At 69.0% G+C, this 12,016-nt stretch carries 11 protein-coding genes; 6 read left to right on the forward strand and 5 right to left on the reverse strand.

Going from position 1 to position 12,016, the window contains the following annotated elements; all coding sequences use genetic code 11:
- Positions 1-3: 3 nt before the first annotated feature.
- Entirely contained in the window at positions 4-1,230 is a 1,227-nt protein-coding gene (gene tap, locus MCHUDSM44219_RS11505) for a multidrug efflux MFS transporter Tap (protein ID WP_048418367.1), read from the forward strand.
- A 2-nt stretch (positions 1,231-1,232) separates the two neighbouring features.
- Here tap and MCHUDSM44219_RS11510 read toward each other — a convergent pair whose 3' ends face one another.
- Positions 1,233-2,276 carry a class I SAM-dependent methyltransferase gene (locus tag MCHUDSM44219_RS11510; RefSeq protein ID WP_109777706.1) on the reverse strand — a complete coding sequence of 348 codons (1,044 nt, stop codon included), beginning with the start codon at positions 2,274-2,276 and terminating at the stop codon, positions 1,233-1,235.
- A gap of 200 nt (positions 2,277-2,476) precedes the next feature.
- On the opposite strand from MCHUDSM44219_RS11510, the gene MCHUDSM44219_RS11515 reads away from it, so the two are divergent.
- Together MCHUDSM44219_RS11515 and MCHUDSM44219_RS11520 are read left to right on the forward strand one after the other, a co-directional pair.
- Entirely contained in the window at positions 2,477-4,132 is a 1,656-nt protein-coding gene (locus MCHUDSM44219_RS11515) for an L-lactate permease (protein ID WP_048418368.1), read from the forward strand.
- Between the two features lie 18 nt (positions 4,133-4,150).
- Entirely contained in the window at positions 4,151-5,518 is a 1,368-nt protein-coding gene (locus MCHUDSM44219_RS11520) for an FAD-binding oxidoreductase (protein ID WP_048418369.1), read from the forward strand.
- A gap of 20 nt (positions 5,519-5,538) precedes the next feature.
- Here the strand turns inward: MCHUDSM44219_RS11520 and MCHUDSM44219_RS11525 are convergent, their stop codons facing one another.
- Positions 5,539-5,805: a putative quinol monooxygenase gene (locus MCHUDSM44219_RS11525; protein WP_048418370.1), complete on the reverse strand. Its 267-nt coding sequence runs from the start codon at positions 5,803-5,805 to the stop codon at positions 5,539-5,541.
- A 145-nt stretch (positions 5,806-5,950) separates the two neighbouring features.
- Here MCHUDSM44219_RS11525 and MCHUDSM44219_RS11530 point away from each other — a divergent pair, with 145 nt between their 5' ends.
- Both MCHUDSM44219_RS11530 and MCHUDSM44219_RS11535 read left to right on the forward strand, forming a co-directional pair.
- Positions 5,951-7,204 (forward strand): cytochrome P450, encoded by a 1,254-nt coding sequence (locus MCHUDSM44219_RS11530; protein ID WP_048418371.1) that lies wholly within the window; start codon positions 5,951-5,953, stop codon positions 7,202-7,204.
- On the forward strand, positions 7,204-7,794 hold the full coding sequence (locus MCHUDSM44219_RS11535) for a TetR/AcrR family transcriptional regulator (protein ID WP_048418372.1): 591 nt from the start codon (positions 7,204-7,206) through the stop codon (positions 7,792-7,794). The genes MCHUDSM44219_RS11530 and MCHUDSM44219_RS11535 overlap by 1 nt, the downstream gene beginning before the upstream one ends.
- Here MCHUDSM44219_RS11535 and MCHUDSM44219_RS11540 read toward each other — a convergent pair.
- Genes MCHUDSM44219_RS11540 through MCHUDSM44219_RS11550 form a run of 3 tightly spaced genes read right to left on the reverse strand, consistent with a single transcriptional unit; the run spans position 7,779 to position 11,362 of the window.
- Positions 7,779-8,483 carry a siderophore-interacting protein gene (locus MCHUDSM44219_RS11540; RefSeq protein ID WP_048418373.1) on the reverse strand — a complete coding sequence of 235 codons (705 nt, stop codon included), beginning with the start codon at positions 8,481-8,483 and terminating at the stop codon, positions 7,779-7,781. The genes MCHUDSM44219_RS11535 and MCHUDSM44219_RS11540 overlap by 16 nt on opposite strands.
- A gap of 14 nt (positions 8,484-8,497) precedes the next feature.
- Positions 8,498-9,655, reverse strand: a complete 1,158-nt coding sequence (locus MCHUDSM44219_RS11545; RefSeq protein WP_048418374.1) for an acyltransferase family protein — start codon at positions 9,653-9,655, stop codon at positions 8,498-8,500.
- Positions 9,656-9,661: 6 nt separating this feature from the next.
- The gene (locus MCHUDSM44219_RS11550) at positions 9,662-11,362 is read right to left on the reverse strand and encodes a DEAD/DEAH box helicase (protein WP_048418375.1); all 1,701 of its coding nucleotides are present in this window, start codon (positions 11,360-11,362) and stop codon (positions 9,662-9,664) included.
- 89 nt (positions 11,363-11,451) lie between these two features.
- Here MCHUDSM44219_RS11550 and MCHUDSM44219_RS11555 point away from each other — a divergent pair, with 89 nt between their 5' ends.
- A complete protein-coding gene (locus tag MCHUDSM44219_RS11555; protein WP_048418376.1) occupies positions 11,452-12,003 on the forward strand; it encodes an LppP/LprE family lipoprotein in 552 nt (183 codons plus the stop codon).
- The last annotated feature ends 13 nt before the right edge of the window (positions 12,004-12,016 follow it).

Here is a 12,016-nt window from a genome sequence, read left to right on the forward strand (position 1 = left end):
GCCATGAATCGGCGCGGCCCGCTGCTGCTGATCCTGTTCGCCGCGCTCATGGCGGGCGCGGGTAACGGCATCTCGATCGTCGCGTTCCCGTGGCTGGTGCTGCAGCGCACCGGATCCGCGCTGGACGCGTCGATCGTCGCGATGGCCGGCACGCTGCCACTGCTCGCCGCGACACTGATCGCCGGCGCCGCGGTCGACTTGCTGGGCCGGCGCCGGGTGTCGATGATCTCCGACGCGCTGTCGGCGCTGTCGGTGGCCACCGTCCCGGTGCTGGCCCTGCTGTTCGGCGCACAGGCCGTCAACGTCGCGGTGCTCGCCGGATTGGCCGCCCTCGGAGCGCTTTTCGACCCGGCCGGCATGACGGCCCGGGAGACGATGCTGCCCGAGGCGGCAGGCCGGGCCGGCTGGACCCTCGACCACGCCAACAGCGTCTACGAGGCCGTGTTCAACCTGGCCTACATCGTGGGGCCCGGCATCGGCGGTCTGCTCATCGCGACGCTCGGCGGCATCAACACGATGTGGGTGACCGCCGCGGCGTTCGTGCTGTCGATCGCGGCGATCGCGGTGCTGCGCCTCGAAGGCGCGGGCCGGCCCGACCCGACGGCCATGAGCGACGGGGTGTGGGCGGGCATCGTCGAAGGGTTGCGTTTCGTGTGGCGGAACAAGGTGCTGCGCACCCTGGCGTTCGTCGACCTAGCCGCGACCGGGCTCTACATGCCGATGGAGAGCGTGCTGTTTCCCAAGTACTTCACCGACCGCAACGAACCCGCCCAGCTGGGCTGGGTGCTGATGGCGCTGAGCGTCGGCGGGTTGATCGGGGCGCTGGGCTATGCGGTGATGTCGAAGTACGCGCGCCGGCGCACGGTGATGCTGACCGCGGTGCTGACCCTGGGGGTGGCGATGACGATCATCGCGTTCCTGCCGCCGCTGCCGGTGATCCTGGTGCTGTGCGCGGTCGTCGGATTCGTCTACGGCCCGATCGCGCCGATCTACAACTACGTGATGCAGACCCGGGCGCCGCAGCACCTGCGCGGCCGCGTGGTCGGGGTGATGGGATCGCTGGCTTATGCGGCCGGGCCGCTCGGTCTGATCCTGGCCGGACCGCTCGCTGACGCCGCGGGGCTGCACGCGACGTTCCTGGCGCTGTCGCTGCCGATGCTGGCGCTCGGGGTGGCCGCGGTGTTCCTGCCGGCGCTGCGCGAACTCGACCGGCCAATCGAGCACCGGTAGCGTCACGCCGCGCGAAGCGCAGCCGCGAACAGGTTGATGCCCGTGGCCTCGCGCCGCACCTCGACGGGCGTATCGCCGAAGGCCGATTGCGCGAACAGGCCTTCGAGGTCGGCCGGCGACCGATGGATGAGCCGCCAATCCAGCAGATGGTCCATGAACGCCCTGTCCGGGTTGCCCACGTCGAAGTTGCCCACGACAGCGGTTCCACCGGGGCGCAGAACCCCGTGAATCCAGTCGAGCAGCCGGACGACGAGACCGTCGGACAGGTAGTCGATGAGGCCGATCGAATACACGAGATCCTGATCGGCCAACCCGAGAGTGTTGTGCCCGAGGGCCAGTTTGACGACATTGGCCTGGACGAACGAAACCCGTTCCGTCACATCGAGGCTGCGCGCGATGGCCCCGGCGTAGGCCAACGCCTGATCGTCGATGTCCAGGCAGGTGGCGACGACATCCGGAGGATCCGGTTCGCCGAAGACATCGAAGATCTCCCGGGCCGGCCCGCAGGCCAGGCTCATGATCGCGGTCGGCGCGCCCGGCCGGGCTCGCGCGGTGTCGACGATGATGTCGCGCAACAACCCTCGTCGGTTCTTGACCGCACACGAGGCCGGGATCCCGAGAAACCACCGATCGACGTACGGGCCGAGCCTGCGCACGCCCTGCGGTTGGTCGTCGTAGACCATCTGCAACGTCAGGAAGTCTCCGGCGTACCCGCGGGGCTTGGTGTAGGAGCGGTCGACCAGGGCGCTGAGGCTGAGGTACGGGTAAGCCTCACCGTGCACGAAAGCGCCGATGACCTCGACGCCCGGCTCGTCGGCCCTCAGGTGCGTGCGGACCTGCTCCGACAGGGCATCGCAGGCGGCGCTGACGCGGACCTGCACCTCGTCCTCGGTTGTCCGGCCGGAGACGATCAGCTTGTCCGCGGTCAGCATCGCCGCCTTGAAGTCCGCGGTGGCCACCGCCACAGGATGAGGGATTCCCCTGTCGGAGAGGGGAAATGACGGGACGGTACGACCGTTGCGGGGGGCGTCGTCGATCAGGGTCATCGCGTCTCCTCGAAAGGCGGATCAGAAGTGCGGATCGAGCTCGCGGGATGTACCGCGGTCAGAGAAATCCTCGGGCCCCGTCGCGGCCCCGCCCTCAGTAATGCACTACGTAACTTCCGGCACCCGCGCGGCAGGTTAGACAATCGACCTGTTGGGTAGCCCTCGATGACATGTGATCAGCGCCACAATCGAGGTCAGCCGTGTATCAGCAAGTTCTCGATCCGGTCGGGGGATCCCTCGCACTGAGCGCCGCGGTGGCGGCGATACCCCTGCTCCTGTTGTTCGTACTGCTCGGGGCGGTGAAGATGACGGCCTGGGTGGCGTCGCTGATCTCGCTGGCCGTCAGCATCGTGATCGCCGTTGCCGTGTACGGCATGCCCGTCGGCCAGACCCTGCTGGCCGGCACGGAAGGCGCCGCCTTCGGCTTCTTCCCGATCCTGTGGATCGTCATCAACGCCATCTGGGTGTATCAGATGACCGTCGAGACGGGACATTTCGACGTCCTGCGGCGGTCGTTCAGTTCCGTCAGCGACGACCAGCGCATCCAGGCCGTCATCATCGCGTTCTCGTTCGGCGCACTGCTCGAGGCCCTCGCCGGCTTCGGCACTCCGGTGGCGGTGACGTCGGTGATGTTGATGGCGCTCGGATTCCGGCCGCTCAAGGCGGCGGTGCTGGCCCTGGTCGCCAACACGGCTCCGGTGGCGTTCGGAGCGATGGCCACCCCGATCATCACGCTGGGCCGGGTCACCGAGTTGCCCGCCGACACCCTCGGCGCAATGGTCGGCAGGCAGACCCCGATCCTCGCGCTGTTCGTACCGCTGGTCCTGGTGCTGATCGTCGACGGCCGCCGCGGCGTGCGCGACACCTGGCCCGCAGCACTGATCTGCGGCGTGGTCTTCGCGGTCGCGCAGTATGCGACGTCGAACTTCCTGTCCGTACCGCTGGCCGACGTGGTGGCGTCGCTGCTCTCCGCGGCTGCGGTGGTCGCGCTGGTCCGGGTCTGGCAGCCGCGGCGCTCGCCGGAAACGCACCCCGCGGTCGTCGCCGGCGGCGCGGCCGACGAACCGACACCGGAATTCGCCGCGCGCGCCGGCCGCGTGGCACACGAGGAGCCCGATGCGCGGGCCGATGTGGTCCGCGCCTACGCGCCCTACGGCATCATCATCGCGGTCTTCGTAGTGTGTCAGATCCCCGCGGTCAAGCACCTGCTCGACGGTGCGACGTTCGCGTTCACCTGGCCGGGCCTGAACGTCGTCGACGCCGACGGCGACCCGTCCTCGCTGACCAAGTTCACGCTCAACCTGCTCACCACCCCGGGCACCCAGATGCTCGTGGCCGGCGTCCTCACCATGGTGGCGCTGCGGCTCTCGGTGCCGCGCGCACTCAAGGCCTACGGCGCCACGCTGCACCAGCTCCGCTGGGCCATCGTCACCGTGATGGCCGTCCTCGCACTGGCCTTCGTGATGAACCTGTCGGGGCAGACGATCACCCTGGGTACCTGGATGGCGGGTGCGGGCGGTGCGTTCGCCCTGCTGTCCCCCATCCTGGGGTGGCTCGGCGTCGCGGTCACCGGTTCCGACACATCGGCGAACTCACTGTTCGGCGCGCTGCAGGTGACCGCGGCCAACCAGGCGGGGCTCTCCGAGGTGCTGATGGCCGCGTCGAACAGCTCCGGCGGGGTGCTGGGCAAGATGATCTCCCCGCAGAACCTCGCGATCGCCGCCGCCGCGGTCGGACTGAACGGCAAGGAAGGCGACATCTTCCGGCGGGTTGTGCTGTGGAGCCTGGGCTTCCTGGCCCTGATGTGCATCCTGTCCGGACTGCAGGCCTCCGTGCTGTCGTGGATGGTCCCGTGACTCTTCTAGCATCGACAGGTGGTCTCCGACGTGCTCGCTGAACTGATCTCCGCGCTTCCCGACGGCACCGTCGTCACCGATCCCGACATCCTCGAGTCCTACCGGTACGACCGCGCGGCCGATCCCGGCGCCGGCACCCCGATGGCCGTCGTCCGTCCGCGCCGCACCGAGGAGGTCCAGGCGGTGCTGCGGTGGGCCAGCGCGCACCGCGTCGCCGTCGTCCCGCGCGGCATGGGCACCGGACTGTCCGGCGGCGCCACCGCACTCAACGGCGGAATCGTGCTGTCCACCGAGAAGATGCGCGACATCTCCGTCGACCCCGTCACCCGCACCGCCGTCGCGCAACCGGGGCTGCTGAACGCCGAGGTGAAGAAGGCGGTCGCCGAGTACGGGCTCTGGTATCCGCCGGACCCGTCGTCCTACGAGATCTGCAGCATCGGCGGCAACGTCGCCACCAACGCGGGCGGGCTGTGCTGCGTCAAGTACGGCGTCACCACCGACTACGTGCTGGGCATGCAGGTGGTGCTGGCCGACGGCACCGCGGTGCGCCTGGGCGGCCCCCGCCTGAAAGACGTTGCGGGACTGTCGTTGACGAAGCTGTTCGTCGGCAGTGAGGGGACGCTCGGCGTGGTCACCGAGGTCACCTTGAAGCTGTTGCCCGCCCAGCACGGCGCGTGCACGGTGGTCGCCACTTTCGACTCCGTCGAGGCCGCCGCGAACGCCGTGGTCACGATCACCGGCAAGATCCGGCCCTCCATGCTCGAGTTCATGGACGCCGCGGCCATCAACGCGGTGGAGGACAAACTGCGCATGGGTCTGGACCGCGACGCCGCGGCGATGATGGTCGCCGCCAGCGACGACCGAGGCCCGGCGGGGGCGCGGGACGCCGAGTACATGGCCGAGGTGTTCACCGAGCACGGCGCCAAGGAGGTGTTCTCGACCTCGGATCCCGAGGAGGGCGAGGCCTTCGTCGCAGCGCGGCGCTTCGCGATCCCCGCGGTCGAGGCGCGGGGATCGCTGCTGCTCGAGGACGTCGGTGTGCCGCTGCCCGCGCTGGCCGAACTGGTGGCCGGCGTCGAGAAGATCGCCGCCAACCACAACCTGCTGATCTCGGTGATCGCGCACGCCGGCGACGGGAACACCCACCCGCTGATCGTGTTCGACCCCGCCGACGCGGAGATGGAGAAGCGCGCCCAGCAGGCGTTCGGGGAGATCATGGATCTCGCCGTCGGACTGGGCGGCACGATCACCGGCGAGCACGGTGTCGGCCGGCTCAAGCGGCCCTGGCTCGCCGGTCAGCTCGGGCCGGAGGTCATGGAGCTCAACCGGCGGATCAAGGCCGCGCTGGACCCCGACGGCATCCTGAACCCGGGTGCGGCCATCTGACCCCTCCGGGTTCGTCGCCGTCAGCCGATCCGTCCCCGCGGATCGTCGAGATGCATTCGAGCCACGTCGTACCTCATCCCTTGACGATCGAGGATGCGGACGGTCCTCACCACGCTCGACAAGGCTGACAGGAAAGTCTCGGCGTAAAAGACGCAGCCCGGCATCTGTTGCGCCGCGGCCATTTCCGGCGTGACCGCGTCGATGAACGCCTGGCGGTAGTCCGGATGCACTCGGTAGTAAGCGCTGACGACGATGTCGGTTGCCACCGTCTTGTCGTGGTCTGCCATGGCAAAGCCTCCTGCGACGTCATCGGCGGCCGGCGCCGATAAGTGACATATCACGCATAGTACGCACGCCTACATCACCAAGAAGTCCCCCTCGGCGATGACTCGGGTATTGACAAAGCAGCCCCGTATGTCGCATACATGAGATATGTCAGCGCATCTGTCTCATCTGGCCCCGCCGTCGACGCCCGCACGCTTTCAGCTGGCTTCCGCGGCCACGTGGCCGGCGCCGTGGGACATGTACCGCGCGCTGCGCGACCACGATCCGGTGCATCACGTCGTGCCCGAGGACAGGCCTGACCACGATTACTACGTGCTGTCCCGGCACGCCGACATCTGGGCCGGCGCGCGCGACCACCAGACGTTCTCGTCGGCGCAGGGCCTGACCGTCAACTACGGCGAACTCGAGATGATCGGTCTGGCCGACAACCCGCCCATGGTCATGCAGGACCCGCCTGTGCACACCGAGTTCCGCAAGCTGGTCTCGAGGGGTTTCACGCCCCGCCAGGTCGAGGCGGTGGAACCGACAGTTCGCGAATTCGTCGTCGAGCGCATCGAGAGGTTGCGCGCCCACGGCGGCGGGGACATCGTCACCGAGTTGTTCAAGCCGCTGCCCTCGATGGTCGTCGCGCACTACCTCGGCGTGCCCGAGGCCGACCGCGGCAAGTTCGACGGCTGGACCGAGGCGATCGTCGCCGCAGGCACCACCGAGGGCGGGATCGCCGGCGCGCTGGGAGGCCTGGGCGATGCACTCGGCGAGATGATGGCCTACTTCACCGCGCTGATCGAACGGCGGCGCACCGATCCGGCCGACGACACCGTCTCCCACCTGGTGGCCGCGGGCGTCGGCGCCGACGGCGACATCGCCGGTGTACTGTCGATCCTCGCGTTCACGTTCACCATGGTCACGGGCGGCAACGACACCACCACCGGCATGCTCGGCGGCTCGGTGCACCTGCTGCACCAACGCCCCGATCAGCGCCGGTTGCTCACCGACGATCCGGGCCTGATCCCCGATGCCGTCGACGAGTTCCTGCGGCTCACCTCGCCGGTACAGGGCCTCGCGCGCACAGCCGCCCGCGACGTCACGATCGGCGATCGCACCATCCCCGAGGGCCGCAAGGTGCTCTTCCTCTACGGCTCGGCCAATCGCGACGAACGCGAATACGGGCCGGACGCAGACGAACTCGACGTCACCCGGCACCCCCGCAACATCCTCACGTTCAGCCACGGCGCGCACTTCTGCCTCGGCTCGGCGGCCGCGCGGATGCAGTCACGGGTGGCTTTGCACGAACTGCTCACCCGCATCCCGGATTTCGAGGTCGACGAGGCCGGAATCGTCTGGGCCGGCGGCAGTTACGTGCGCCGCCCGCTGTCGGTGCCGTTCACGGTGACGAGCTGATGGCCGGGGACTGGCTGGCCTCGCGCCGCACCGAGGTCGCGGCCGACCGCATTCTCGACGCCGCCGGCGAGTTGTTCGTCCACAAGGAGGCCGCCACCGTCGGCATGAACGAGATCGCCTCGGCCGCAGGGTGTTCCCGCGCAACGCTGTACCGCTACTTCGAGAACCGGGATGCGCTCTACACCGCCTACGTGCACCGCGAGAGCTACCGCCTCTACCGCGAGATGACCGAGCAGATCACGTCGATCGTCGACCCGCGCGAACGGCTCATCGAGGGCATGCTCTCCTCGCTGCGCAACGTCCGCAGCAGCCCCGCGCTGGCCTCGTGGTTCGCAACCACGCAGCGGCCCATCGGCGGCGAGATGGCCGAGCAGTCGGAGGTGATCAAGGCCCTCACCGAGGCTTTCGTCATCTCGCTGGGACCCGACGAACCGCACACCATCGAGCACCGGGCCCGCTGGCTGGTCCGCGTCATGACGTCCCTGCTCGTCTTCCCCGGACACGACGAGGCCGACGAGCGCAGCATGCTCGAAGAGTTCGTCGTGCCGATCGTGCTCCCGACCCGCGAAGCCGGTCAGGCCACCCAGTAGGCCTGTGCCTTGACCGATCTGCGCGCGATCCCGTAGTCCTCGCGCAGCACCCGGGCCACCGCGCGGGTGGTGCGGTTGTCACAGGCGACCCAGCCGAAGTGATGGGGAGCCTCGAAGGCCGCGGCGGCGACGGCATCGACGAGCGCGTCCCCGTCACGGTCGACCCACGTCGCGGGGCGCCGCACCGGCAGCAACCGGTCCTCGGCACGGGCGGCCTCGAGGAAGATGTGGGCGGGCGCGTCCCCGATGGCGTCGAGCAGGGAATTGATCGCCGGCAGCGAGGCGGTGTCGCCGACGACGACGTACCCGGCCGGCGCCGGGGTGGGCAGTGCGAAGATGCTGCCGAGGACAGTCGCCTCGATGGTGTCCCCCGGCTCGGCCTGCTGCGCCCAGCGCGCGGCGACCCCGTCGTGCAGGGCGAACTCGATATCGACGGTGTCGGCGGCCGGATCGGGATCGACCAGGGTGTAGCCACGCTGGTGCAGCCGCTCGCCGTCGGGGAACCACAGTCGGATCCACATCGTCGGATGCACCGCCCGGTCGGCCAGCAGGCCGCCCGCGGCGAAGCTCAGCCGCAGGTAGTGCGGCCCGATCTGGTGGCGACCCGTCACTGTCAGTTCGTAGTCGCCCGCACGCATCAGCTTGAGCACCGCCCCCGCGAAACCGCGGGACTGTCTCACCGTCGCCATTAGGCGAGGGTAACCTAACTCGAACGGACGGTGGGTCGCACGCGGGTGACGCGGTGCAGCAGCCATGCCAGCGGAACGGTGACCACGAGCGTGCCGAGAAACAGCAGCCACACCGAGCCGTTGTAGATCGGGTAGTGCAGGATCTCGACCATCACCAGCTCCATCGTCACCAGATGGATCAGGAAGATCTCGTAGGAGATCTCGCCGAGGAACACCATCGGCCTGCTGGCCATCAGCCGGGCGTACAGACCGTGCTGGGTTCCCAGCGCCAGCGGCGCCACCACCAGCGTCGCGATCACCGCGTAGAACACCGTCTTGGCCAACGCCTCCCACAGCATTGCCGGAGACGTCGTCGGCTCACCCCCGATCGGCGTCGACACGATGAAATAGCTGACGACCACGACCGGTAGACACACCAGCGCGTAGGCGCGCATCCGCATCGGCGCCAGCACCGCGAGCACCATGCCGCCGACGAACCACGCCAGGTATCCGGGCAACCACAGCCGGGCGCCGTCGGGCAGGAAGTCGGTCTTGTGGACGAGCGTCAGCCAGGCCGGAGAGATCAGGGCCAGGGCAGCCAGCCCGGCCAGCAGCAGGCGCGGCCGCCATTGCCGACGGCACAGCACGACGAGCAGCAGGTAGGCCATCACCGGCAGCGCCACGTAGAACGCTGCCTCGACGGCGAGGCTCCACATCTGCGTAAGACCTTGATGCAGAAACGAATACAGATAGTTGTCGGTGTAGATCTGAGTCAGGGTCAGGTTGCGCACCAGCCCCTCCCAGGTGTGTCCGGGGTTCGGCCCGGCCGTGCGGAAGTGATAGACGAGATAGGCCGCGAGGACGGTGACCGCATAGGCCGGCATGATGCGGCGCACCCGGTGCCACGCGTAGCGGCGCACCGACGGCGCAGGCGCGCCGGCGGCGCAGGCGTTCACCCACGGACCGAACAGCAGGAATCCCGAGAGCACGAAGAAGATCGGCACACCGATCTCCATCCGGGAGAACACCAGCCCGAGGTAGCCCTGCCCGTACTTGCCGGTCGTGTAGGCGGCGTGGGTGAGCACGACGAGCAACGCCGCAACGGCGCGGATTCCGGTCAGGGAGTCGACCCGGCCGGTGGCCGTGACCGATTCCAGGCCGCCCTGGGCGTCGGCGTCGCGGGAGAGCGTCATGGGGCGCTAGGGAGAGTTGCGGCGCGCCTTCGGCCCGCGATCGGGTTCGAGGTGGATCAGTTGGCCCTGGATACGGGTGTTCTCCAGCTTCTTCAGCGTCTCCTTGGACAGCTTGGCGGGCAACTCCACCAGCGAGTAGTCCAGTTTGATCGCGATGTGGCCGAAATCGCTGCGGTGCAGGCCACCCTCGTTGGCGATCGCGCCCACGATCGCACCCGGCATGGCTTTGTGCCGCTTGCCCACCGCGATGCGGTACGTCGCCAGGTCGCTGCGGCGCTCTCGCGGCTTGCGCGGTCCGCGGTCGTCGCGGTCGGGCCGGTCCGGCCGGTCGCGCTTCTCGCGGCGCTTCTCCGGCGGCGGCTCGGTCAGCAGGAACTCCTCGCCGTCGCGGCTCTGCAGCGCCAGCGCGGCAGCGATGTCGGCCATCGGCACGTCGTGATCGCGTTCGTAGCCCTCGACCAGCTTGCGGAACAACTCGATGCCGGGGGCCGCCAGCGCCGCGGTGATCGAGTCGCGGAACTTCTGCACGCGCCGCTCGTTCACGTCGTCGACGGACGGCAGTTCGGACTCGATCAGCTTCTGCCGGGTGACCCGCTCGATCGCGCCGAGTAGATGGCGCTCCCGCGGCGTCACGAACAGCAGCGCGGTGCCGGAACGACCGGCCCGCCCGGTGCGACCGATCCGGTGCACGTAGGACTCCGGGTCGTGCGGGATGTCGAAGTTCACCACGTGCGAGATGCGCTCCACGTCCAGCCCGCGCGCGGCGACGTCGGTGGCGACCAGGATGTCGATCGAGCCGTCCTTGAGCGAGTTGATCGTGCGTTCCCGGACCGCCTGCGGGATGTCGCCGTTGATGGCCGCCGCGGCGAACCCGCGGGCCTTGAGCTTCTCGGCCACCTCCTCGGTGGCCTGCTTGGTGCGGACGAACACGATCATCGCGTCGCCCTGCTCGACCTCGAGCAACCGCGTCAGCGCGTCCATCTTGCGCGGATACGACACCTGGATGTAGCGCTGGGTGATGTTCTCGGCGGTCTGGGTCTTGGACTTGACCGTCACCTCGACCGGGTCGTGCAGGTACTTGGCGGTGATCTTCTTGATCGCGGGCGGCATCGTCGCGGAGAACAAGGCGACCTGCTTGTACTCCGGGGTGTCGGCGAGGATGCGCTCGACGTCCTCGGCGAAGCCCATCTGCAGCATCTCGTCGGCCTCGTCGAGCACCATGTAGTCCAGGTGGCTGACGTCCAGCGTGCCCTTCTCCAGGTGATCGATCACCCGGCCCGGCGTGCCGACCACGATGTGGGCGCCGCGCCGGAGCCCGGCCAGCTGGGGGCCGTAGGAGCTGCCGCCGTACACCGGCAGCACGTTGACGTTCAGGTGCGCGCCGTAGCGGCTGAACGCCTCGGCGACCTGCAGGGCCAATTCCCGGGTCGGGGCGAGCACAAGCGCCTGCGTGGTGCGGCTGGAGGTGTCGATCTTGCTGAGGATCGGGATCGCGAACGCGGCGGTCTTGCCGGTGCCGGTCTGCGCCAGACCGACGACGTCGGAGCCGGCCAGCATCGCCGGGATCGTCGCCGCCTGGATGGGCGAAGGCGACTCGTAGCCGACGTCGTTGACCGCCTGCAGCACCGACGGGTGGATCTGCAGGTCGGCGAACGTCGTTTCACCAGGCAGATCCACGGTGTCGGAGGCGGTATCGGAGGAGGTCATCGTGGTGGCAGTCTAGTGCCCTTCGGGCGCCTTACCGCACCGCGCGCCTGTTGGCCAGCCCCAGGGTGGGGACGGTACGGTCGCCACTTGTGAAATGGGCAGCGGTCGTCGGCGCCGCCGCGCTCGTTCTGGCGGGGTGCGGCTCCGGGGACTCGACGGCGTCGAAAACCCCCGGGCCGACGGCGGCGTCACCGCCCGCGGCTTCCCCGCCGTCAGCGCCGGCGCCCCTGGGTCCGCCGCCGGGGCCGACGGCGTCGGAGGACCCGTGCGCCACCGACCTGGCCGCGCCCGAGATCGCCAAGGCGGTCTCCGAACTGCCCCGCGACCCGCGCAGCAACCAGGCGTGGAGCCCCGAACCGGTGGCCGGCAACTACAACGAGTGCGCCCAACTGTCGGCGGTGATCGTCAAGGCGAACACGAACTCGCAGAACCCCAACACCCGCGCGGTGATGTTCCACCGCGGCAAGTTCATCCCCACCGGCGTGCCCGACACCTACGGCTTCAACGGCCTCGACAGCGTCGGCACCACCGGCGACACCGTGGCGCTGAAGTACTCCAACGGCGTGCCCGGCCTCGACAGCATCGTGAAGTTCCGCTGGAACGGCAGCGGTGTCGAGCTGATCGGCAACACGCCGCGCTGACCCGCGGCTGACC

Source organism: Mycolicibacterium chubuense (assembly GCF_001044255.1).
Lineage (GTDB): Bacteria > Actinomycetota > Actinomycetes > Mycobacteriales > Mycobacteriaceae > Mycobacterium > Mycobacterium chubuense.